Source organism: Mesorhizobium sp. (assembly GCF_005063415.1).
Taxonomy (GTDB): domain Bacteria; phylum Pseudomonadota; class Alphaproteobacteria; order Rhizobiales; family Rhizobiaceae; genus Mesorhizobium.
Genome location: NZ_SUEG01000002.1, coordinates 59,796 through 82,420, shown reverse-complemented (window position 1 = coordinate 82,420; position 22,625 = coordinate 59,796). Strand labels below are relative to the sequence as shown.

Annotated in this window: 17 protein-coding genes and 3 pseudogenes; 16 read left to right on the top strand and 4 right to left on the bottom strand. The window is 58.6% G+C overall.

Features of this window, described 5'->3' with window-relative positions; genetic code table 11:
* Window positions 1-10 precede the first annotated feature (10 nt).
* The 6 genes from E5W70_RS01430 (at window position 11) to E5W70_RS01410 (ending at window position 6,786) form a co-directional block, all read left to right on the top strand.
* The gene (locus E5W70_RS01430; RefSeq protein WP_292653680.1) at window positions 11-1,780 is read left to right on the top strand and encodes a Wzz/FepE/Etk N-terminal domain-containing protein; all 1,770 of its coding nucleotides are present in this window, start codon (window positions 11-13) and stop codon (window positions 1,778-1,780) included.
* Entirely contained in the window at window positions 1,777-3,117 is a 1,341-nt protein-coding gene (locus E5W70_RS01425) for a hypothetical protein (protein WP_292653679.1), read from the top strand. Before E5W70_RS01430 ends, E5W70_RS01425 begins: the two co-directional genes overlap by 4 nt.
* Before the next feature lie 265 nt (window positions 3,118-3,382).
* The gene (locus E5W70_RS33045) at window positions 3,383-3,799 is read left to right on the top strand and encodes a polysaccharide biosynthesis/export family protein (RefSeq protein ID WP_366509640.1); all 417 of its coding nucleotides are present in this window, start codon (window positions 3,383-3,385) and stop codon (window positions 3,797-3,799) included.
* Between the two features lie 41 nt (window positions 3,800-3,840).
* Entirely contained in the window at window positions 3,841-4,968 is a 1,128-nt protein-coding gene (locus E5W70_RS01420) for a glycosyltransferase family 4 protein (protein ID WP_292653678.1), read from the top strand.
* A 279-nt stretch (window positions 4,969-5,247) separates the two neighbouring features.
* Window positions 5,248-6,276 carry a glycosyltransferase family 4 protein gene (locus E5W70_RS01415; protein WP_292653677.1) on the top strand — a complete coding sequence of 343 codons (1,029 nt, stop codon included), beginning with the start codon at window positions 5,248-5,250 and terminating at the stop codon, window positions 6,274-6,276.
* 105 nt (window positions 6,277-6,381) lie between these two features.
* Entirely contained in the window at window positions 6,382-6,786 is a 405-nt protein-coding gene (locus E5W70_RS01410) for a recombinase family protein (protein ID WP_292653676.1), read from the top strand.
* A gap of 31 nt (window positions 6,787-6,817) precedes the next feature.
* Here E5W70_RS01410 and E5W70_RS01405 read toward each other — a convergent pair whose 3' ends face one another.
* Window positions 6,818-7,732 carry a right-handed parallel beta-helix repeat-containing protein gene (locus E5W70_RS01405; RefSeq protein ID WP_292653675.1) on the bottom strand — a complete coding sequence of 305 codons (915 nt, stop codon included), beginning with the start codon at window positions 7,730-7,732 and terminating at the stop codon, window positions 6,818-6,820.
* Between the two features lie 474 nt (window positions 7,733-8,206).
* Between E5W70_RS01405 and E5W70_RS01400 the strand changes: the two genes are divergently transcribed.
* From E5W70_RS01400 to E5W70_RS01375, 6 genes are all read left to right on the top strand, one after another.
* Window positions 8,207-9,868: a GMC family oxidoreductase N-terminal domain-containing protein gene (locus E5W70_RS01400; RefSeq protein WP_292653674.1), complete on the top strand. Its 1,662-nt coding sequence runs from the start codon at window positions 8,207-8,209 to the stop codon at window positions 9,866-9,868.
* 34 nt (window positions 9,869-9,902) lie between these two features.
* Window positions 9,903-11,063: a glycosyltransferase gene (locus tag E5W70_RS01395; RefSeq protein ID WP_292653673.1), complete on the top strand. Its 1,161-nt coding sequence runs from the start codon at window positions 9,903-9,905 to the stop codon at window positions 11,061-11,063.
* 437 nt (window positions 11,064-11,500) lie between these two features.
* Entirely contained in the window at window positions 11,501-12,952 is a 1,452-nt protein-coding gene (locus tag E5W70_RS01390) for an exopolysaccharide biosynthesis polyprenyl glycosylphosphotransferase (protein ID WP_292653672.1), read from the top strand.
* Between the two features lie 435 nt (window positions 12,953-13,387).
* Complete coding sequence (locus tag E5W70_RS01385; RefSeq protein WP_292653671.1) at window positions 13,388-14,560, top strand: PqqD family peptide modification chaperone; 1,173 nt, start codon at window positions 13,388-13,390, stop codon at window positions 14,558-14,560.
* Window positions 14,557-15,558 carry a nucleotidyltransferase family protein gene (locus tag E5W70_RS01380; RefSeq protein ID WP_292653670.1) on the top strand — a complete coding sequence of 334 codons (1,002 nt, stop codon included), beginning with the start codon at window positions 14,557-14,559 and terminating at the stop codon, window positions 15,556-15,558. Before E5W70_RS01385 ends, E5W70_RS01380 begins: the two co-directional genes overlap by 4 nt.
* Window positions 15,559-15,690: 132 nt before the next feature.
* The gene (locus tag E5W70_RS01375) at window positions 15,691-15,927 is read left to right on the top strand and encodes a hypothetical protein (RefSeq protein WP_292653669.1); all 237 of its coding nucleotides are present in this window, start codon (window positions 15,691-15,693) and stop codon (window positions 15,925-15,927) included.
* A 1,093-nt stretch (window positions 15,928-17,020) separates the two neighbouring features.
* Here the strand turns inward: E5W70_RS01375 and E5W70_RS01370 are convergent.
* Both E5W70_RS01370 and E5W70_RS01365 read right to left on the bottom strand, forming a co-directional pair.
* A pseudogene (locus tag E5W70_RS01370) lies at window positions 17,021-17,216 on the bottom strand (metal ABC transporter permease); the annotation flags it as partial.
* 401 nt (window positions 17,217-17,617) lie between these two features.
* The gene (locus E5W70_RS01365; RefSeq protein WP_292653668.1) at window positions 17,618-19,339 is read right to left on the bottom strand and encodes a right-handed parallel beta-helix repeat-containing protein; all 1,722 of its coding nucleotides are present in this window, start codon (window positions 19,337-19,339) and stop codon (window positions 17,618-17,620) included.
* A 340-nt stretch (window positions 19,340-19,679) separates the two neighbouring features.
* Here E5W70_RS01365 and E5W70_RS01360 point away from each other — a divergent pair.
* The 4 genes and pseudogenes from E5W70_RS01360 to E5W70_RS01345 form a co-directional block, all read left to right on the top strand.
* Window positions 19,680-19,911 (top strand): annotated as a pseudogene (locus tag E5W70_RS01360) (hypothetical protein); the annotation flags it as partial.
* Between the two features lie 88 nt (window positions 19,912-19,999).
* Window positions 20,000-20,153, top strand: a pseudogene (locus E5W70_RS01355) (IS630 family transposase); the annotation flags it as partial.
* Window positions 20,154-20,342: 189 nt separating this feature from the next.
* Window positions 20,343-21,155, top strand: coding sequence for a response regulator transcription factor (locus tag E5W70_RS01350; RefSeq protein ID WP_292653667.1), 813 nt, complete (start codon window positions 20,343-20,345; stop codon window positions 21,153-21,155).
* Window positions 21,156-21,221: 66 nt separating this feature from the next.
* Window positions 21,222-21,491 (top strand): hypothetical protein, encoded by a 270-nt coding sequence (locus tag E5W70_RS01345; protein WP_292653666.1) that lies wholly within the window; start codon window positions 21,222-21,224, stop codon window positions 21,489-21,491.
* A 124-nt stretch (window positions 21,492-21,615) separates the two neighbouring features.
* Here E5W70_RS01345 and E5W70_RS01340 read toward each other — a convergent pair whose 3' ends face one another.
* Window positions 21,616-22,302 (bottom strand): response regulator transcription factor, encoded by a 687-nt coding sequence (locus E5W70_RS01340; RefSeq protein ID WP_292653729.1) that lies wholly within the window; start codon window positions 22,300-22,302, stop codon window positions 21,616-21,618.
* Window positions 22,303-22,625: the final 323 nt, after the last annotated feature.

Below are 22,625 nucleotides of genomic sequence, written 5' to 3'. Positions count from 1 at the left end.
GAGAGTCTGTATGTTCGCCACCGATCACTTTGTCGTTCAGCCGTCCGGGCCGCCTCACCAGCCGATCCCACCCAAGGATCGCGACGAGCTGACCGCGAAAGACATCTTGAGATTTGTTCGACGCAGTTGGCGCCTTTGCCTCCTCTGGATCGTTGTGAGCCTTGGTGTCGGCGGCGCATATACGGTCCTTTCGCCTGGATATTACACCGCCTATGCGACCATCCTCCTTTCATCTCCGCCGGCTCCGCAACCGGGCGAAGCTCAGGCGGATGAGCGGGTCTATGTAGAGAGCCAGATACAGGTCATTCAGTCGGACGAGGTCGTCGGACGCGTTGTTGACCACACTGGCTTAGCGGAAGACGAAGAGTTTGTGACGGATGACAGCTTGCGCACCCGGATCTCCAGCTATGTGCGGGGCCAATTGGCGTCTCTCTTCGGCACCGAAATGCCGACGGCGGAGCCAAATATTAGGTATGAGGCGATGGTCCTTGTGAGGCGCGCGTTTTCCGTTGTTCAGATGGGTTCCTCCACCGCCGTCGAGATCGGGGTCACCTCTTCCGATCCTCAGTTCTCGGCCATGCTCGCGAACGCGATCGCCGACGGTTACATCGGAAATCAGCGCGAACGCCGGCAGGCGGCTCGCGCGGAAGAAACATCTGATCTGCACAAGCGGCTTGCTGAACTTCGGGAAAAGGCTTTTGTGACCGAATCACTGACGGAACTCCCATCGGATCCTGAATCTGCGGAGAGGGCACAAGTCCTTATCCGCGAGCAGCAGAGCGCGGCCGAGGTTTATCGCTCGCTTTACAATACCCTTCTGCAGCGGACGCACTCCGATTTCAGCGCCTCGTCGCTGATCCCGAGCGCAAGGGTCATCACGCCCGCCGAACCGCCTCGCCAACGCAGTTGGCCGCCAACGGTCCTGATGGTAGCGCTCTCCGTTATGGCCGGTGGGGTTGCCGGTGTTGGTCACGCATTGATCAAGCAAGCAATGAACCACCGCCTGATAACGGTCGAGGATGTGCACAGGTCAACCGGCCTTGATCGGATTGTAGGAATCCGCAGAATTCCCCGCCGCAGGTGGAATGTTGTGGGGCCATGCGAGCAGTCTTTGCAGCCCGTCTACTCAAAGGACGCTCCCGAGCTTCACAGCTCGCTCAGCAAGATTGCCAGCCGTATGCGCGGAGTTCAGGGCCGCCAAGTGAACAAGATTGCCAGCCGTATGCGCGGAGTTCAGGGCCGCCAAGGCGGATTTATAATCGGCGTTGCTTCACCCCTCGCCAAGTCCGGAAGCTCCACGGTGGCGGTTCATCTCGCAAGGGTCATTGCGGCGACCGGGCAAAAGACACTGCTCGTTGATGCCAATTGGCAAAAGCCATCAATGGACCAGCCAATGCTGAACGCGGAGCCAGGCCGCAAGCTCGCCAGGGCGTTTGCCACCATTCCCGCGGATCAGGAAGGGCTGCAGGTTCTGGTTCTCAGGCCCACGGGGTCAATCTCCGAGTTGAATGCCTCGCTCTCCATCTCCGCTGCACTCCAGCATCTGCAGCAAGAATACAGTTGTATAGTGGTTGATTTTCACACCACCGACCGCACCGCTGATCTGGAAGCGGCCATGGGCGTCATCAGCGAGGTCCTCCTGGTGCTGCAGGCACGCCGCACTTTCGCGGATCACCTCGAGGGAATCCTGCGCATCATCCCTGCAGAGAAACTCTCGGCAGTAATTTTGACCAGGATGAACCGTGCGGCTTTCAGTCCTAACCGGGAATACAGGCCATGACCTCGCCAGCGACATTGTCGCGCAGGAAGGGTTCAAAGCCGGTCGATCTCGTTTGCAGCCATTCCCCTGACGTGCTCGACTACACCCTCTTTCTCTCCGGCATTTGGCTGGCCTGCGCCCTCGCAATATCCCTGCGCCTGCTTGGCCTTTTCTTCATAGTGGTCCCGGTCGGTGTCTGTCTGGCCTATGCCTTGCTGCGGCAGACGGTGCCGCCTCGTCTGCTCGCGGTCTACACCGCCTTCTGCCTCTTCATTGCCCTGCTGTCCAGATACAGGCTGATGCCGGATTCCTGGCAGGTTCACTTCCTTCAAGAAGCAGTCATAAGGCAAATCGTCCCGATTGTAGGATTCTTCGCCGTCGCATGGGGGTCCAAGGCTTATTTCCGCCGCAGGCTGATGAGCGGCAATGCCTTTTTTGGTGCACCCGTTTTCCTGTTCCTGTCTCTCGTTGTCGCGCCGGCGGTGATGTTTCAGCAGGACGTGCAATATCCGCGCGCATCTGGGCAAGCCGCGATACTGATTCTTTATGGTGCGCTGATCAACAACATGGTCATTGCCGTGTTTTTCATTGCAGGCGGTATTTTTCTGACGAACGACTGGCGCCGATACGGCGGCATTTTGCTCCTTTTGGGAATAGCCCTCGCCAGCCCCTTGGCTCAGTTCAAGGTGCTTGTGGTCACGATGATCGTCATTCTAATTGGCGTGCCCGGCCGGTTGATGGCCGCAGCTTTGGCGACCGCACTGACTTCGGCCTATGCAGTCGGGTTGAACTTCATACCTCAAACCTTTGCTCTGGACCCGAACTCCGGGATCAGACTCGCGTTCATTTCGGACGCACTCTCATCCCTTGCGGATACATACGGGTTTGGCATCGGATTTGGGAAGGAATCGGTCCGATGGCGATACGAGTTTCCCGGATTCGAGGATATTACCTTTCTTCCCGACACCAGGAATATTACGCATGCCAGAATGCTTGAGATACTCTCGACAGGAATTCACAATTCGTTCTTTCAAGCTATATTGCGGACGGGGGTCATTGGTTTCATTTTGATCGTGTCTGCCATTTTGGTGGCCTTCCCGCCAAATCGACTGCCACGCGGTGTTCGCAATCATGCGTCCACAGTCTTCATCACGATTTTCCTCGCCATGTTCGTCAATCCGGCCCTGGAGAGCCCTCTACAGATTGTGGGAATTGCTTTCTCATACGGCTATTTGATTGCGCTTCGCGCCAGCGTTCCGGCCTTGGCTGTGGAACTTCCTCCAGTTGAACCGGATCGAACGCAGCATTGTGCTTGTTCATACATTGGAACGAACATGGATGCGGCCCACCCGACATAGGCGGGCTATCGGAAGGGAACGCGTTGTACCGATTTTGGCGCGGCAGGAGCAGGAGAGCCGTCCGCTGATGTGCCCGCTCATGCGGCGGCGCCGTGCCGGTTCCATGAGGAGTGCCTCGAAAGAGCCAGCGAGCCAGCCATTTTGCCTCGGCCTCGGCTATGCCTCCTCTGGTAGCATAGGGCCATCCACTGCGCAGGTTCGCCCGCGCCGGAGAAACCCGTGCTATGTCGCCCGTAGAGATACGGGGCAACCCGTTGGGTGACCCATGAAGCTGTTGAGATTCTTGTTGTCGGCGCTGTCGATGACCATGGCTTCGACCCGCCTCGCTTCGCTCGCTGGCGCCATCGCTCTGATTCCGACAGCGGCACTTGCCGACTACACGCTACAGCCCGGAGATACGCTGGAGGTATCGGTCCCCGGTATTCCTGATTTCAGGCAGCGACTGCTGATCGGAGTGGACGGCGAGGTGAGCTTGGCGCTGGTTGGAGCGGTTCAAGTCAGTGGCCTTTCCATTCAACGAGCGCAGGCTCCCCGTCAGCGAAGATCTCGGGCTTGCGCCCGGCGACGTTGTGGAGGTCGTTTTGCCAAAGGCCGACTTTTCCGGGGCCGTCGCGTCGTCGCCACGGGCGTCCGGGATGCCGAATTGAGATTCGGACGGGGCGGACTGCAATGCGCGTCTTAATGGTTCATAATTTCTACCAGATAAGGGCCGGAGAGGATAGCGTGGTTCGGGAGGAGCTCGCGTGCCTCAAGCAGAATGGGGTCGACGTCGAGCTGTTCTCCGCCACAAATGACGATATCGTGCGGGTCGCGCGGAGGATTTCCACCGCCCTGGGGGCTATCTACAACCCTCATTCACGGCGGGCCCTGTCCCGAAAATTGGCGGAATTTTCACCGGATATCGTCCATATCCACAATTTCTTTCCTCTCCTGAGCCCCTCCATCCTGGATGCGTGCCGCGAGGCCGGCATGCCATCGGTAATGACCTTGCACAATTTCAGGATTCTCTGTCCCAGCGCCTTGCTTTATCCCGATGAGAGGCTTCGGGAACGAAGTCTGCGCCACACCTGCTGGTGGACTGTTCCGAAGAAGGTCTACAGGAATTCCCTGGCGGGCACGCTCGCCCTTGCCGCAATGGTCGAGTTTCATAAGAGAGCCGGCACCTGGTCCCGCAAGGTCGACCGCTTCATTGCCCTCACCGACTGGGCCAGGCGCAAGCTTGTGGAAGGCGGCCTGCCGGCCGAACGTATCGTCGTCAAGCCGAATGCCGTTGCCAGGCCGCAAATTTTCGGTGACCTTCGCCGCAATGGAGGGCTGTTCGTCGGACGACTGGATGAGCACCACAAGGGAGTGGCCACGCTGCTCGAGGCGTGGAAGGAGATCGACTATCCGCTGCGGATCATCGGCGACGGGCCGTTGGCTCCGCTCGTCGAGCAATCTGCGGGCGAGCGCGTGGAATATCTCGGGCGTCAGTCGCGCGAGACGGTGCTGAAGGAGATGCAGACTGCAGCATTCCTGCTCTTTCCATCGAAAGGGTATGAATTGTTTCCCATGACCGTCATCGAGGCCTTCGCAAGCCGCCTGCCGGTAATCTGCTCGGAGCTGCCGTGGATCAAAGGGGTCGTGGAGCCAGACGTCACCGGCCTTGTCGTTCCTGTCGGTAATGCCGGCGCCTTGGCCGATCAGGTGCGCTGGGCGCTTTCAAACCGATCTGCCTTGGAGCAAATGGCAAGCCGGGCCTATGCCGCCTATCAGGAGCAGTACACGCCCGAAGCAAACTTCAATCGGTTGATGGCCATCTATGAACCCCTGGTCAGGCGCCCGGTCCGAGCCTTCGCGGCAGTGTCGTGAGGTGAGCCGGAACATGCGCCGGCAGGAGCCGACCACAGGGCGAGACCAAGCTTCACGCGTCAATGAGCGCAGTGCGGGCCGGGTACTCCCATTTGTCGTTTATCGATTTGCTGCGAGGATCGGTCCTGCCGCCTCGCATATTTCGGAGAAGTCCTCTTCCTTTTCATTGCTGAAACACGGTGCCACGGGGGCTGCAGCCGCGCCGGCACCTATTTGTGGCGGTTTGATCGAATGCGCATTGTCTTGACCCGGCGTGAACCTTTGGATTCACCTGATGGCGTGAGCATCTTCATTGTGGCACTTGCCCAGGCGTTGCTCGAATTGGGCCACCAGGTGCAGATCGTGGTCGGCACCTTCGAAAGCCGCGCAAAATTCCAGCGACTTCTTTCGCCTCGCCTCGAGTTGCCGATAATCGGATTGAGCCGCACGCCGTTGACCGGACCGGCTTCAGTCGCGGCATGGCTGCGGGCGATCGGTATCATCGATCGGTTCCGGCCGGATCTTGTCCTCCACAGCGAGGCGATGCCGCTACCGCTGCGTGGCACGATCGTTCAGATCGTTCACGATCTCGAGAGGCGGAAGGGGGCGCTCGCGCCAGCATGGCGAGCCATTAGACGCTCGAGCATGCGGCGCTGCCATTACGTCGTCGCCTCAACGACCGAGCTTCAGGAGGAACTGGTGCGAGATCTTGGGCTGCCAAGCCACCAAATCCTGAAAATTCCCAAATGCATCGATCGCCAGTCATATGCGTCTCGTGGGCTGTCAGAGCGCGAGCGGGCGATCCTCCATGCCGGCACCTCGCCCTACAAGGTGCCGGAGGCGACGATCCGGGCATTCGGCGCCCTCAACGACCCATCCGTAACGCTTTACGTGACGGGTGACATCACAAGACCGGTGCGGGAGGCGGTCGATGCTCTTCCTGAACCGATAAGGGAGCACGTAGTCCTTCTCGGCATGGCAGAGGGAGCACGCGTTCGCGAGCTACACAGCCGCGTTCGCGTCGCCGCTTTCCCCACGCGTTATACGGTTCCTGTCGCCTCAGCAACGGTGATGGAGGCGATCGCCAGCGGCACACCCATCGTCGGGACCTCAAGGCTCAGCCGGGATCTCCTCGCGGATGGCGTGAATGGGGCAGTGGTCGAACCACAGCCCGAGGTGATGGCTGCAACACTAAAGGCGGTCCTGGACGATGATGACCTTTGGTCGCGCTTGTCGGCAGGTGCCCGCCAGTGGGCGGGACGGTTCGATGCACAGGGAGTCGCAAAGCAATATCTCGAGTTCGCGGATCTGTACGGACATGGGAGATGACAAATGGACTGCCGAGCCGCGGCAGCATTCAGGCTCGCAGATTCTCGGCGGCTTAGTCGGGCACCTTGGACCCTCACTGAAAGCTTCTTATGATTGGGGAATGCGATGATCATCGGCTACTGTCGTATCAACACCTTCGAACCCGCTGCCAGACTGGAAGCGCAAAAGCTTTATCTTGCCCGCTTGGGAGCCGAGAACTACTTCTGCGAGAAGACTAGCATATTCGGTTCGACGCCGGAGCTGGAGAGGGCGATCGAATGTGCTAGGAAAGGAGACGTGATTGCGGTCACGAAGCCGTACCGTGTTGCGCGCACAACCCGCGAAGTGCTGGCGCTCATCGAAAGACTTGGCAGCAAGGATGTCGGTCTTCGCATCGTCGACACACCTATCGATACGAGCACGACGACGGGACGCATGATTCTTGCATCAGCGCCTCTCTGGACGCTTGGGATGTCGCCGTCGCGGTCAATGCTGTCAGACCTGCTGCTCTTTTGGCGTCGTCGTCGGTAAGCCGGATTCGACGCACCAGCGCATTCTCAGCTCACTGCCAGTTGAAGGCGAGCCGCAATGCCGGTCTGGGATCAAATACCTTGCGCTCGATGGACCAACCGGCATGCACGGCCGCACTTTGCCAGATGATGTTGCGGGGATTGGCGAGCGCGTAGACGCAGCAGTCCCTAACACTGTGCTTTTCAGCGCCTTCTGATATCCGGGTATGGAACGACAGGCCGTTGGATGTCGGGGCGTCCCTGCCGTCCCGCGGCTCATTGTAGGTGTCCCGGCTCCGGCAGCGGTTGAACTCGCAACCGCCACTGCCGACCTTACCCTGCGGAACGGCCGAGAAGGCGCCGTTGCCCTGTTGAACGGCATCGACGTCATCGACCCGACAATTGAAGCTTCCCTCCAGCATGACGCCAACGCCTGTGGGGCTGTTGTTGTAGAAGACGAGTCCACGTCGAATTGTACAGCGGTCAGAGTGAAAGGCGGAAATGTTGTCCTCGGTCCAGGAGGCGGGACCGTTCTCGGCCGAGAATTCTTCCAGGCTCGAATCAGGAGAGCGGTTGAACTGCACATTCTGTCCACGGGGGAACGGCCCGCGCGCGTCGTGGAGTTCGAGGAAGCTCATCTGGGTGCCTGGAGAGTCGAAGACATAGATATTGGAGGAGCCGCGGGACGCCTTGACACGGATGATGATCGCATCGGGGCAGCTTTCCAGCTCTATATTGTTGCGGTTCTGACTTCGTCCGGTCACCGAGGGGGGAGCGCCGACATGATCGATCTCGAGATCCTGCAAGCGTATTCCGGCGGCTCCGCGGGCGTATATCCCACTGCCCATGGCATGACGAATGCGGCAGCTGCGGACGATGACACCCTGATGGAGTGCCGTGATCCCGTTGCCATAGGGGGCGTAAATGTCCAGATTTTCAATGATCTGCCCATCCGCGCGCGTGAGCACGGGTCCGCTTGGACGCGGAAGGGAGACGGCACCCCCGAACGATTTAACGCCCGATTGCCCTTGGGCCAGAGGCACCGCTGCACCGACGACACCCGAGACAGGCAGCGCCAGCAGCCCGGCAAGGAGACGGCGCCGATTAAGGCGCCGGGGTTCAAGAGACTGCCGGCCGCGCGACATGGAATCTATCAGCCCGCTGTGGCCAACGAGATGCAGATGGACCCCTACCTCTCGGCAAGGCCGCTTCTTCGGCCAGGTTGTCGTCAGGCATCCCCATTTTCCCCTGTGCGCCAGCGGCGCAGGTTCGCGAAGAATGCACATCGGCGGCAGGCTTATGCACGCACAGCACTCCACACACCATCTCTCCATTCCGCCCGCCGCGAAAGCCCTTCATAAGGCTTAATACCGATGGGCAAAGTGCCATCTGCCGGATTTCCTGCCATTGTTTGAAGCTGGCGATAAGCGGAGCGCGAACCGATGTCGGTCGAGGCGGATGTCTTTGACTATGTGATCGTCGGAGCCGGGGCGGGAGGCTGCGTCTTGGCCAATCGTCTGGCGGCTGACGGGACCACTAAGGTCTGCCTGCTCGAGGCGGGGCCGGCCGACAGCAACATCCTTCTGCACATTCCGGCGGGACTCTACAAGACATCCTCGGATCCGAAATATGCTTGGCAGTTCGAAACGGAGCCTAGTCCGGGGACGGCCAACCGTTCTATTCCGATGTCGCAGGGCAAGACATTAGGCGGTTCGACCGCAATTAACGGTATGAACTACAACCGCGGCGCGGCTGCCGACTTCGACGAGTGGGCCCACCAGGGCAATCGAGGCTGGGGCTACGCCGACGTGCTGTCCTATTTCAAGAGAACCGAGCGGAGGCTTGGGGCATGCGATCCCTTCTATCGCGGAACGGACGGACTTCTTCCAGTTACAGATTGCGATTGGCGACATCCACTATGTGATGCATTCATCGAGGCGGCGCTCAATGCCGGTATCCCGCGCAATTCCGACTACAATGCAGCAAGCCAGGCCGGCGTGGGCTACTATCAGCGCTATATCGATAACGGATGGCGCGTGAGCGCAGCGCGGGCTTTCCTACGGCCGATAGCCAGAAAGAAGAACTTGGATGTCCGCACGAACGCGCAGGCCACTGCCGTCCTGTTCGAGGGAAAGCGTGCCATCGGCGTTCGATATGTACGAGGAGGGCCGGGTCATCCCACGAGCTTTGTGAAGGCCCGTCGAGAGGTGATCCTCTCCGCTGGCGCGGCGAACTCACCAAAGCTGTTGCAGCTGTCAGGCGTCGGTGCTGCGAGTATGCTCTCCGGCCTTGGAATTCCGGTTGTGCACGAATTGCCCGGTGTCGGTGCAAATGTTCAGGACCACTACATAGTCCACCTGATCGCCCGGGTGGAGGGCATCGAAACGGTCAGCGGACACGGCTTCGGCCTCCTGCGCGAGGCAGCGAAATGGATGCTGGGCCGCCCGAACTTTCTCGCCGTCAGCCCGTCGCTCGTCTACGGGTTCGCCAACTCGCGGGATCTTCACTCCACGCCCGATATCCAGCTTGACCTTGCCCTGGGCAATTATACCGATCACGGCGGCGCGCGGCGGTTTCCGGTCATGAAGCTTGGCTATTATCAGTTGCGGCCGAAGAGCATCGGACATGTTCGGGCGGTCTCGGCAGATCCGTCTCAAGCTCCGCTGATCCAGCCCAACTATCTCGCCGATGATCAGGACCGACAGGTCGTTATCAACGGCATGAAGACTGTGCAGCAGCTGTTTCGGGCCCCCGAGCTCAGGCGCTACAACTGTACGGAAGAGCTTCCCGGCCCGAAAATAACGGACGACGCGGACCGGCTGCAGTTTGCCCGCGAAATCGGGCTGACAGCCTATCATTTGTGCGGATCGTGCCGGATGGGCCCATCCAACAGTGTTGAGTCTGTCGTGGACGACCAGTTGCGGGTCCACGGCCTCGAGGGCCTGCGGGTCGTTGATGCTTCCATCATGCCATCCGTTCCCTCGGCCAACACTTCGGCCGCTGTCTTTATGATCGCGGAAAAGGCAGCAGACATGATCCGGGGTCGGCAATACCTCCCGGCACTGGAGCACCATGCGCCGGGCCAACCTGCGGCGGCCGAATAGTTGAAAGTCGAATGACAAGTGCCGGGAGAATTCCTTGAAGAGACGTACACTGGTTGCCTCTGAATTCAATGCCAAGGATCGGGCTCACTTTGCCTTGGCGTATGAGTTTTGCCGCATCGTTGCCGAATGCGAGGATGCCGATCTGATCGCCCCTGGCATCGACAACTACCTGACGAGACGCTTTCACGCCATCTTGCCAAAGCACGACCCTCACAACGTGCAGCGTGACTTCAACAGACTGACGAACGCGTTTCGCAAAGGGCTGGGGTTAATGAATGCGCCAAGCATTGAGCATGTTCGGCTCACGCAAGATTATGACCTTTTCTTCTTCGTCGCTTGGAGTCCGCAAAGCCTTGTAGAATTGTCTCGGATCCACGACTGGCGCGGCCGCTGCAAGGTTGCTGTCGCGTATCTGTTCGAGCTCTGGTCGAGCACTCTCGATGAGGACCGCCGATATCTTAAGCTCCTGGACCAGTTCGACCATGTGTTCGTGTTGCACAGCGCGTGCATACCGCGCCTGCCTCAATACACCCGCACGCCGTGTTCCTTTCTTGCCGCGGCTGTCGACGGCCTCATTGCAACGCCGTATCTATCGCCGGTCAAACGCGTGATCGACGTATACTCGATCGGCAACCGAGCCGCGAAGATACACGGACAGCTTCTGAAGCTGGCCGAAGAGCGGGACCTCTTCTATCTCTACGACACGCTCGCAAGCACAGATTCCCGGGTGAAGGCCTGGCATGAGCATCGTTTGCTGCTCGCCAATATCATCAGGCGCACGCGCTATTTCATGGCTTTCAGTCCAGCGACGCTTGCAAACTCCAAGGCCGTCACGATTGCCGGGGAGCAGGTGCTGCCTGCCCGTCTTTTCGAAGGGGCTGCGGGCGGCGCCGTCATGCTTGGGACCGCGCCGCAATGCGCCGAATTCGGCGCGCACTTCGACTGGCCAGACGCCGTGATCGAGGTATCACCAGACTCGAGCCATATCGCAGACGTAATTGGCGAACTCGACGCAAACCCCTGCCGTACGGAATTGTTGCGCCGGACAAGTACGGTCCGTTGCCTAGAGATGCACGATTGGGTCTACCGTTGGGATCACATCCTTGCCACGATCGGCATGGAGCCGCCCCCACGCCTCCACGTTCGCAAGCTCCAGCTGCGACGGATCGCCGCCGATGCAATGGCGCTCGCCTAGACGATCAGGCCCGAAAATGAGACCCGGTTTCGGGTTCGGTGCTCAAGCGGTGCCCAAACAAAGAGAAAGGGCGGCAGTTTCGAACCGGTCGCTTCCGTCGGAGCGTCCGCCGCTCCAGGCCTGCGCGCGAGAGCATATCATTTCGAGGTACTCGAAAGGCTAACAGGCGCCGGAAGCGGGCAAGGAAGGTCGGTGTGTCCGCCGGCTCCACCCTTTGGGGTTAGAGCTTATGCGGAATTGGATTCGCGCAGTGTCGCTGTCATTCTCTGGCCATTCCCCGTGCTACCGCAGCCACCGCAATCGAACTTCGCGTGAAGGGGCAATGATCGCAGGCGACGGGTGCCACGTCACGCTGGGCACTCCGGTGGTTTTCAGCAGAGGAGGGGGATCGTCGCGATGTTGGTCGATGAATGCGGCTTCGAACGCAGGTGAACGTCATGGCACTTCTTCATGAAGGCCCCCGTGCGGGCGCCACGTCAAACGCACCGCGGTGGAACGTGCCCCTCAAGGTCAATGTTCTTCTGCAGTCGTTTCCGCTTCTCGAGGCAATGTCCGTCGTGCTGCTCAGCATCGTCTCGGGAATGGTATATGATCTTGTGAGTTTCGGACATTTCGGCGAGTACGGCCGGAACTTCGGGCTCGGTGTTGTTGTAGCCGCCCTTTTTTCGACTTCCGCATATGCCCGCGGCCTGTATCTGAATCTGAGTTCCGAGCTGCGGTCGCTGGCCTCTCAGATCAAGGAAGTCGCGCTGATCTGGACGGCGGTCTTTCTTTGCCTGTCGGTTGTGGCGCTTGCACTCAGGGTGGGAGACATGTTTTCGCGCCAAGCCGTCATGCTGTTCTTCGTGACGGGACTTGGCGGCATCATCTTCATGCGCTTGGGCGCCGGACGACTGTTTGCCTCCTTGACCAGGTCGGACATGCTTGCCAAACCGCAAGTAGTGATCGTAACGCAATCGGACGTGCGCGTGCCAAGTGGCGTTGTCCAGGCAATCGAGGCTTCCGGATGCGAGGTCTGCCAAACGATTACATTGCCGGCTGCATCCAGCGAGAGCTCGTTCCTTGAGTGTATGGATAAGCTCATTGAACATGTGCGTCGGCGTTCTGTCGACGAGATAGTCCTTGCTGTCAGTTGGGCTGACATATCCCTGATTGAGAAAATCACGGCCCACCTTTGCGTGGTCGCGGTACCCGTAAGGCTCCTTCCGGACCACGTCGTTAGCGCGCTCTTGAAGCGACCTGTCGTCAACCTGGGGGGGACGAGGGCGATAGAGTTGCAAAGCGCGCCCCTGACGGCGCCTCAGCTCCTGATGAAGCGGCTCTTCGATCTTGTGCTGACCACTGTCGCCCTCCCATTTCTTCTGCCCCCTTTGGCCGTTGTAGCGGCGCTGATTGCGCTCGAATCCAGGCCGCCGGTGCTCTTCTGTCAGCGTCGGGCCGGGTTCAATGGCCGCACGTTCAAGATCTATAAGTTCCGAACGATGACGATCCTGGAGGACGGGCCCGTTGTCCCTCAAGCCTGCAGGGGCGATCCCCGCGTCACCCGCGTTGGGCGCATATTGAGAAGGTTCAGTATCGACGAGATTCCACAGCTATGGAACGTGCTGAAGGGCGACATGTCGTTGGTAGGCCCACGGCCGCACGCGCTGGCGCATGACAGCGAATACAGCCAGATCATCTCTCTCTATCCGGCTCGGCACAAGGTGAAGCCGGGGGTCACCGGCTGGGCACAAATAAATGGCTGGCGCGGCGCGACGCCTGATGTCTACATGATGATCAAGCGTGTCGAACACGATATGTGGTACGTCAACAACTGGTCGGTCTGGCTCGACGTAAAGATCCTGCTTCTGACCATCCCCCGCATCTGGACGGGGCGAAACGCCGTCTAGCCCAACTTTGCCAATTCGAGACCGCTGGAGGCGATTTTGTGTGGCAAGTGATTGATTTGCAAGGAGTGGCAGCTGGCCGACGACCCATCGATTAACTGCCAAGCGACACCTCACTCGGAAAAGCGAACCTCTTCTTCGACGTTATCAGTTGAATACGACTTTGGGTGAGGCTCAACACCATGAGATGTGCGGCTCTACTACCAAAGGCGCTGTTACAGAACAACTGAATGCAAGCGATGATCAGTGCGAAAAACAGCGACCGCTCAATGCATAACCTGCGACTTCACGCAAAGTGCCCGCACGGCAACGGCGTTGGCAAGTTACCGCGTTGGGAGCGGAGAGGAATGCTATGACTCTAGCGATTGACGAAGATCGTGTCTGTCTGGTCGTGAGTTCCACTCGAATCGAACGATCTCCACGCCCAAACAAACGAAGATGACGGCTTCTGTGAGTCCGCTACAAACCCGAACTACTGACCGAACTGCGGGGCCTCTCGTTGTCGAGTATGCTACGGCGAGGTTAGTTCCCCAAGGTCGGCTTGCATGCATCAAAGGGCAAAATATCCTCCTCAGTTCAACGCAGGGGCTAGTTTTTGCGCTCAATGACACTGCGGCCGATATCTGGCGCTCGCTTGAAGAAGGAGTGCCGGTCGAGGCTATCTTGGGCGAGATGGCAGCCCGTGGCGTTGATAGGCAAGAGGCCGATGGCTATGTCGAGGCTGCCCTTCAAGACTGGGAACGGCTCGGCCTAATCCAGCCTGCTCCACCGCCGTGCCCAATCGCAGCTCATCAATACATCTGCCAGGTCGTTGCTGTTCCAGGCGTGTGTGTGCGCATACTGTATCCGGCGGCCGTTGCCTGTCCGGCCGCGACCGTGTTTCAGCATCTCGAAGTTCGAAACAGGGCCCCCGACGTTCTATTCCATCTGGTTGAGCGTGGGCAGCGGATCCACCTGTTCCGGGATGGCCACTGGACTGATTCCTGTGGTCGAGACGAGATACCCATTATGGTCAAAGGGCAACTGCTGGCCGAAGTGCTTGGGCACAGTGAATATGAACTCGCCCTGCATGCGGCGGCGCTGTTCAAGAACGGCCGCACGCTCCTCCTTTGTGGTAACCCTGGCTCGGGCAAGACGACCCTGACATTGGCGCTGGTCCACGCGGGTTTTGGCTTCGCGGCAGACGATGTGACACTTCTCGACTCGGCCGGACAGGGTATCGGCCTTGCTTTTGCGCCTTCAGTCAAATCGGGATCATGGTCCATTCTCGGACAATATTTCCCCGAACTCGGCAGGTCTCAGGTTTACCGGCGTCCCGATCGCAGGCGTGTGCGTTTTCTTGTGCCTAGGGATCATGTCCCTCCCGTTCCCCGGCCCGTGGGCTGGGTGGTCTTGCTCTGTCGGACGCAGAATGCCAAACCTTCCCTGCGGGTGATTGACCCGACCGAGATCCTGGGTGGCTTGCTGAACGGCGCCTTTGCGCGGAATAAAGAGCTAAGCAGCACTGCGTTCGACGTTCTTTGCCAAGTCATCCGATCGGCACAGGGCTTTTGCCTGACGTATGCCAAATTGGGTGACGGTTTGGAACTGCTGAAGGCGGCGTGCCGATGAAGCCCACCAGGGATGCGTTCGAGGCCCTGATCGCGGGACTTAACGGCCGCCTGGTGGTAACCGCCGACTGGCTGGCGGTGATTGCACTCGCCAACCACACTCTGCTTACGCCCGTCTTTTTCGCCACTCTTGCGCACACGGGCCAGCTTGACCGGCTCCCCGAAGAGGTGGGCCAGTATCTTCAGTTCATTTACCGCTGCAACCGGGAACGCAATTTGCGCTTGCGCAGGCAGCTGAATGAAGCCGTTGCTGCCCTCAATCAGGGGAGTGTCGTTCCGGTCCTGCTCAAAGGGGCCGTTCCCTTGTTCCTTTCGTCGAGCGGCAGGGTTCCCGACAGAATCATGAGCGATCTCGACTTGGCTGTGGAAACGACCAAAGAAGAGGCTGCTCGGGCTTGTCTTGCCAAGCTTGGCTACGCCGAAGTCACGGTCGCTGGTGGCATGGCGCGCCCGCAAGATGTCGGTCTCCTGGAGCTCCGGCCGTACCGGGAGATTGACCGCGAGCCCCCGAGGCTTGCACGCCGCCACGGCCTTAGGGCGAAAATCCCCGCCCCACAGTCGAGGGCCCTCCACTGGATCATGCATGATCTCATCAAGGAGGCGGATTACTGGCGCGGAAGGACCGACTTTCGCCACCTTTATGATCTGGCACGGCTGGCGGAACAGCATAAGCTGGATTGGGCGGTGCTCCGAACATCCTTGCCCGATCAGAGCGCGCGGAATGCGTTCGATACTCAACTCTTGGCCGTGAGTCACTTCTTTGGCGTCAGAGCACCGGCGCAATATGTGCGGCGTCCATTGGTTCGCTTTCAACACTGGCGGCGCGTCTTCCCCTTGTACCATCCCGTCCTCGGCGTTCCATTGCGCCTGGTCGGCAATTCGCTGTGGGGTATGTGGCGACTCCTACATGGCGATGGCCTGGGCCGACGGAGTCCGCTCGACTTTGGACGCCGCGCAACCAGCATCCTCCTTGACGGCGATCTCGGGTCAAAAGTGTAGTAATACTTAATTTCCTGAATTGTATCCTGACGGCGCCTTGTCTTCACGAAACGCATATGTCATGTTAGCGCGTTAGATTGCGTTAGATTGCGTTAGATTAAAGGTGTTATTCACGGGCTTGGAGTACATTCGATGAAGAGCGGAACGTATTCAAAGTACTCTAAACGAGAGACAGACAAACTTGTCCCCGAAGAACAGGCACGTCGTGAATTTCTAAAGAATGCCGGACGTTTTGCTACTGTAACACCACCCTCCATTGCTCTGTTGCTTGGCACGAGCTTAAACTCGCACGCTATTGCCGCATCGCATGGCGCACGTCCCGGACATGGATGGGGCCGCAACTTTGGTCCTCCTGGCCGCAATCGTTAGAATGATTGCTTTGGTCGTTCTGACCGATCCGCGTCTCTGCGGTCTATCCTGATCCCGTCTAAGGAAGGGTCGACCGCAATTATGCCAGCAGCGCATGCCGAGACTGAACGAGTCCGTTAGAGGTTGCTCAAGTAAGACAGCACGGTCCGCTCGCCGGTAGCAACGATCACCTCCGCCGGCATGCCGGGCCTAAGTTCCGCCGGCAACGGTCTGCACCTCGCCGATCGCGACCGGCGTCGAGCGAGGCTTGAACGAAGGCAGTCGAATCTCGGCAGGAAGGCCCTCGGCTCGAGCTTGGCGACTTGTCTCGGCAGTCGTGACCAGTTGCTGCCGTCGCTCGTCGGCCCGAACGTAGCGCCGGCACCGCGGCGGCCCGTCTGCGGCGGCCCGTCTGCGATGGAGGGCGCGCCGGACCGCCGGCGTCAGAGGCACGCGTCAGGCAATCGTTCCTGGAATATGCGTTCCAGGCGCACATGGGCGCTGCGCGCGGACACGAGCCCTTCCTCGGGGATACCGGTGCACCATGACCGTAACAGCGGGCCTATCCCGAGCCGCCGGCGCTACCGTCGGCCGTTCCCAAAGCGGCCTGCTGGCATGCTACGAACGGCTCGCGATGGCGCAAGATGTCGACGAGAGCCGAAATACGATCGGGTAGGCTGGCGTGGAAAAGGCGGGGCTGTGGGCTCTGGATGCCCGCGCATCTGCCTTCCTGCTGGTTAGGAGAGGGACAGCCCGCCAGGCGGTCAATTGTAGGTTGGCCGACAGACGGGTGCTCTCGCGGCGCAAGCGGACGCGTTTGACTGGAGAGAAGCAAACACCGGTTTCCTGCGGCTATAAGGCTTGCCGCGGCGCATAGCGCAATCGGCGGCTCCTCGCAATGACGATAGAGCTGTTCCCGACCCGCTACGCAGATCTGGCCTTTAGCGATCCGACCGGATCGTAATGCCCGCATGGATGACCTCGGAATTGCACGAACTTATCTCAGTGCCGAAGCGTCCGCTGCTTCGAGGATCAGAGTATCCGTTCCATGAGAAGCCATGTCGCGTAATCGCGACGCCGGCGACCCAGGCGCCGGCAATGACGCAGTCGACACGTCATAGCCCTCGGGCAGCTCCAGGATGAAATCGTGAGCGCCGGCGAGCGATGCCGCACCATGGGCATAGCCGGATCGGCGAGCGCGATGTTCTGGCGAATGGACCGGTTGAAGAGCACGTTCTCTTCAAAACGACGCCGATCTCGCGTCGAAGCCAGGTTGGGTTGACCACCGCCACATCGACGCCATCGACCAGCGTCACAGGCCAGCTCGCTTCGACACACCATAGGCCTGTGCCGCAAGGCTTAGGAAAGACGTCGCTCGATGACCGAAAGAGCCAGTTCCTCTCGACGCCACGGCGTCAGACGGGCATTCTTGTGGATATTCATTTAGTAAGCCTCCGGTGAGTGCTGAAGCTTGGCAACTCCAGTCTCCTCGGTTCGGTCCCATGGACAACTACGGAAAGCTCACAACTCGAGTCTGTTCCATCCCGATGACATCGGGATGGAACTCCATTGAGCGTGTTCTTCTCCGAAACTGGGCTCCCCTTTTGGTACGCTGACCTTCGGTTCGGGATCATGGCTTTGAGGTACTGTGATCCAGTCCTTGTTTGGCCAGGGCAGCCCCTCGCGGGATGTTAGTTCCCCGCGTAGTCCGTCAGGTCACATAGAACGAGGCTGCGGTGAGCGACAGATGTGGAGAAAGGGTGGCGAACTGTGTTTGAGATGCGCCGCCGGCCCCGTCATTGTCAAAAGAGAGAGCCCCGGTTTCACTGTTGTAGATGATATGATCGGAGCTGTCATGCGCGGCTGCACCAACAAAGAAAGCTTTGAACGGAAGCCCTCCCGACTGAAGCCCGGCAAAAACGGTATCGCTGAGATGGAACGTATCCTGAGAGCGCTTGAAGTCGGTGATCTTGTCGACATTGCCGGCTCCAAGGACCGTATTGAACGAGAAGGCATCGTGGCCTCCGTAGCCGGTCAAGACGTCGTCGCCGAGGCCGCCGTTGATGACATTGTTGCCGGCATTGCCCTGGATGGTCTGGGCGAACTCGTTGCCGGTGAGGGTCATTGCCTTCGTGTCTGACGCGTTGTTGGTGGCGAGAAGCTCGATCTCCGAGCCGGCCGAAAGCGCATAGCTCACCGACGCGAGCACACTGTCGTTGCCGCCGCCCACCGCCTCAACCACCTTCTCGTTGGCATTATCGACATAGTAGGTGTCGTTGCCGCCATAGCCGATCATGGTGTGGCCGCTGGTTCCGTGGAGTATATCGGCGCCGCTGGTGCCGTACAACGTGCCATCGCTGGTGCTGCCGGATGGAGCGACAGTCCCGGTCCCATACCCGGTCTCGGTCCCGGTCGTGCCGGTGGTTGTGGGAGTGGCGCTCGCGCCCGTGACAGTGTCGGTCGAGCTATCCCCTGCGTAGTCCCAGGTGAACTGGTTATCTACGTGTGCCACTGGGGTGGCCGTGGGATCCTCGTGCACGTCGGCCACGACCGCCTTTGACGCGTCCCAAATGATGTTGTTGGGATTGCCAGGGTTGGTGTAGCTCGAGTTCAGGATGCTGACCCCACCGGAGCTTACATTCCAGATCAGTCCATTCGACGAGGGAAGCCCGCGGCCTTGATCCTCATCGATACCGTCGAACGATCTCGTGTGATCGAAGGTCACATCGCTCGCGTAGGAAGAGAACGCGCCATTGCCCTGATGGATGGCATCAACGTGATCCACCCTGCCGCCGGTCGATGCGTTCTCGAACATGACGGCCACGCCGGTCTGAGAGTTGTTACCGTCGATCACCCCATTTGAGATCGTCGTATTCGGGCTGCCGTATACCGAGACGATGTCCTCAGGATGCGAACTGCCGGCGTCGTTGACGGCATAGAAGTCGGTTAGCGAACTATTGCCCGAGTTGTTGAACTGGACAAACTGACCGCGCGGCATTGGGCCATGGAAGTCGTAGCCATCGACGTGTGAAAGACTCGCGCCGGGCGAGTTCAGGAGATAGATGCCAGTCGAGCCTTCCCGCACCGTGGTGTTATGAACGGTCAGGTTCGAGGCGTTTTCTGCGTTGATGTTGTTGATGTTCGGGCTCGTCTCGGGGTCGATTCCCGCCGGGGGGGCGGCGTTGATGACCTCGGTGTTCTCGATCGTGACGCCGTTTGCGCCCGATACCATCACCCCGTCGCCTTCGACGTGATGAATAAGACAATTGCGCAGGATGACATTGTCGTGCGTAATCGTGACCGCGTCCCCGTTGGTGACGTAGATGTCAAGGTTTTCAATCACCTGGCCATCATACTCGGATTTGATCGGTGTGGTGGTGTGGGTAAGACCCGCCGACGCGGAAGCGGTGGAAATGGGAGCCTCGGTCGTCATGTGTTTCTCCAGTGAAATATTAATAACATAAGTATCTCGAAGGACATTCATCGACAATAAATGAGTATCTATCGTCTTAACGAAACTCTGGCAATACAACCAGAAATTTCATTTGGAGATATAATGCTAACCTTCATGACCATAATACGGCGCGGATAAGGCTATACTGAGACTCTCCCAGGCGACTGGCGCTGCGTTCAAGTTTGCGCCTACCTCGAATTGCAAATGTCTTCTAGTATCTCGGATCACGTGTGACCTTACCCCCGAAGAGCAGGAGACGAGGTCATGCATCCTAGTCGGCCAACACAGAATGAGCGTTACCGCCACGGCTCGAACTCCTGAACTTGATTGAAATTACGGCCTGACCGACCTGTACGCTGCCATCGGCGTGAGCAGCTGCCATCGGCGTGAGCAGCTGCCATCGGCGTGAGCAACTGCAGCGGCTTCCCGCACTCGTCACGCGGCGGAGGCAGATTGCGGCGCAATATGGTGAGCGCCTTTGCGACATGGCCGAACTGGAAACGCCTGCCGAGCCTTGCTGGACTCGCAGCAACTGGCAAACCTACTGGGTGAAATTCCCGCACTGGTTCGACCAGCGGGCCGTCTGCCCGGAAGGGAACGCGGGCCTTTGCCCTGTTACGATACCGATGCGTGCGGGAGCACCTCGCCGAGATCAGCCGGAGCGTCGATGACGGCGCGCATGCGGTGCTCATCCTGATCAGGCCGGATCGCAGTGACGCCGAAACTGAAGGTGCCGGACAACATCACTCTGATGTTCCTGCCGCCGCGCTCACCGGAACTGAATCCAGTCGAAAAAGCCTTAGGTTGAAGGGTCGGGATACGCCTCGATGATGCTGCCCTACGCCTAAAGAGGGTATTTTGGTGTAAGGTTTTTCTGGCGTAACGTTAAAAAAGAAACTGTGCGGTTGGCGCGTGGAACATCTATTCGACGCGTGTATCTCAATCGTGCCGAGAGAGAAGCGTGATGACAAGACAATCTTTCATGACCGTCCTTGTCGGGCCGAGCGAGTTAATTCGAGAAGGGCTTAGTCGAATCCTGAATGCGGCAGATTTTCGTGTTCTTTTCTCCGCGGCTTGTGTTCGCGATCTTCTGCAGAAGCCGCTACCGAAGCACCGGTGCATCTTGCTCATCATAGATGTCGGCGGTACTGATGCGGATGCTGAACTCGCACAAATTGCAGAATTTAAAGCGATCTATCCGACCAGCCATGTGGTCGCGCTAGCCGATCACTGTCGATCGACCGAGATAGTTTCAGCTTTTCGTGCGGGGGCTGATGGGTATCTGACAAAGATCGCTGCTCACGACACCTTCATCAAGGCTCTCGAATTGGTTATGCTGGGGCAAACGGTATTACCTGCGGAAACTTCGATGGTAATTCAAGATATAAGGCAAGGTTCGAAAGAGGAACGGGTAGCTGAACCGATAGCTGACGAGTTACCAAAGGTGGAAGATAAAGTGGAGAGTGACGATCAAGAAAAGGTAATTTTGTCGAATCGCGAGAACTGTATTCTGCGCCGTTTGATCGAAGGGGAGTCAAACAAAGCCATCGCGCGCGAAATTAACATTGCCGAAGCTACGGTGAAGGTACACGTCAAAGCCATACTTCGAAAGATTCGGGTCCGCAACCGAACACAGGCTGCAGTTTGGGCGATGAATCATGGTATGCTTACTCCAGCCTCTGGCAACGGCGCGTCGAGGGACGATACGGTGGTACCTCAGCGGTCTCACCATCGGCATGATCTACTTGAAGAAAAAAATGGATACCTCGTTTTCGACAATCATCCTCCTACATGACCTGCGACAGATCTTCGTTCTGGCAACGGAGTTTTACTGCCATTTAGAATTCGAGGGGGAATCAAAATGGGCCAAACAAAAACTGTCTCTGGATTGTCGTTCAGCGAAGCCCGCATCGGAACGGTTGAAGGCGGAGAATCCGGGCTCCTGGTGTGGAAACGCGACCAATTGGTGGCGGTCCTTACCCAGATCGACGAGGAAGCCTACTCCACGAAAGGCAAATGGTTTCTCGAAAGTGGGTTCGGGCTGCTGAGCGGGCAGCACAAGAATTTCGATTCGATCGAGGAAGCCATAAGATGGGTAGGAAGACACACCTTCCCCGAGCCAGCTCAGTAGCAGAATTAAACCGCCGATCCGCCTTTCACAATATACACTTGATAAGGATGTAATTGATGATAAGGATGTAATTGATTGGCCGATCAGTCGATGCAGCCGCGGGATCACCAAAGCGGGCTTCGGCTCACTCCTCGGCCAGAGTTCCTTCTGCGATAAGATCGTTTACCTTGTAGGCGACTTCCGTGCGGTTGGTCGCCTTTAGCTTCTTCATGATATTGCGGATGTGGACCTTCACCGTGCTTTCGCGCAAATTCAGTTCGTAGGCGATCACCTTGTTCGCCTTGCCACGCCGGAGCGCTTGCGCAATCTCGGCCTGCCTAAGCGTGAACATGCCCGCCAAGGGCTGCGTGTCGCGGCTGCCCGAATTTATCAGGTGCCGCACAGCAAGGACACTGCTCGCCGGCACGAAGGTGCCTCCCGCCGCCGCAAGGTTGATAGCCTCGACACAGACATCGATTCCAACAGAGGTCGGAATGTAGCCGCGTGCACCGCATTCGAGAGCGGTCAGTATCTGGGCGAGGTCTTCGGTGTCGGCCAGGACGACCACAGGGACTGACTTGAACTCGCACGAGATATGCCTGATTTCGTCAGCAATGCCACGATCGGTGACCTTCCGACTGCCAGGGTTGAAGAGTATGGCTGCAAGGGGAGGGGCCGAGCTCTTTCTGACGCGCCATTCCGTAACGGAACCCAAGGCAGCGACATCCATCCCGAGTTCGTGCTCCACGAGAGCCGATGCGAGACACTCGCGGTCTAGAGCCCTTCCGTCCAGGATGAGGAGGCATTCCCTGCCTGTCGGCCCGTGGACGATTTCCGTTCCGCCCGAAGGGACTCCGGACCGATTGGCCGAAGTGTAAGTATGCAGTCCTTCTGTGGAATCCATATCAATACCCGCTCTTTCCCGCACAAGCCGCCTGGCGCCGGCCGAGATAGTTTTCCGCATTCTCTGGCGTTGAAAAGTTTGGTACTCCGCCTTGTGAAAGGTCGAGGCTCGATTACCCCATTTGAGTCGTTTGCAGCTCCTTGACCCCCAGCGAGACCCAGCTTGGGTAAGTGTAAGATTTATCCATAAGCAGTCTCTAACATAGATTGCTTTTTTCGTAATTTTCAGGGGAACCGATGCCATGCTGGTGC

What these genes read in the sequence shown, in the direction of transcription:
- E5W70_RS01425 (WP_292653679.1), top strand. Translation starts at nt 1,777, where the DNA reads ATGACCTCGCCAGCGACATTGTCGCGCAGGAAGGGTTCAAAGCCGGTC.
- E5W70_RS01380 (WP_292653670.1), top strand. Translation starts at nt 14,557, where the DNA reads ATGAAGCCCACCAGGGATGCGTTCGAGGCCCTGATCGCGGGACTTAAC.
- E5W70_RS01385 (WP_292653671.1), top strand. Translation starts at nt 13,388, where the DNA reads ATGACGGCTTCTGTGAGTCCGCTACAAACCCGAACTACTGACCGAACT.
- E5W70_RS01350 (WP_292653667.1), top strand. Translation starts at nt 20,343, where the DNA reads ATGACCGTCCTTGTCGGGCCGAGCGAGTTAATTCGAGAAGGGCTTAGT.
- E5W70_RS01365 (WP_292653668.1), bottom strand. Translation starts at nt 19,339, where the DNA reads ATGACGACCGAGGCTCCCATTTCCACCGCTTCCGCGTCGGCGGGTCTT.
- E5W70_RS01430 (WP_292653680.1), top strand. Translation starts at nt 11, where the DNA reads ATGTTCGCCACCGATCACTTTGTCGTTCAGCCGTCCGGGCCGCCTCAC.
- E5W70_RS01345 (WP_292653666.1), top strand. Translation starts at nt 21,222, where the DNA reads ATGGGCCAAACAAAAACTGTCTCTGGATTGTCGTTCAGCGAAGCCCGC.
- E5W70_RS01410 (WP_292653676.1), top strand. Translation starts at nt 6,382, where the DNA reads ATGATCATCGGCTACTGTCGTATCAACACCTTCGAACCCGCTGCCAGA.
- E5W70_RS33045 (WP_366509640.1), top strand. Translation starts at nt 3,383, where the DNA reads ATGAAGCTGTTGAGATTCTTGTTGTCGGCGCTGTCGATGACCATGGCT.
- E5W70_RS01390 (WP_292653672.1), top strand. Translation starts at nt 11,501, where the DNA reads ATGGCACTTCTTCATGAAGGCCCCCGTGCGGGCGCCACGTCAAACGCA.
- E5W70_RS01375 (WP_292653669.1), top strand. Translation starts at nt 15,691, where the DNA reads ATGAAGAGCGGAACGTATTCAAAGTACTCTAAACGAGAGACAGACAAA.
- E5W70_RS01400 (WP_292653674.1), top strand. Translation starts at nt 8,207, where the DNA reads ATGTCGGTCGAGGCGGATGTCTTTGACTATGTGATCGTCGGAGCCGGG.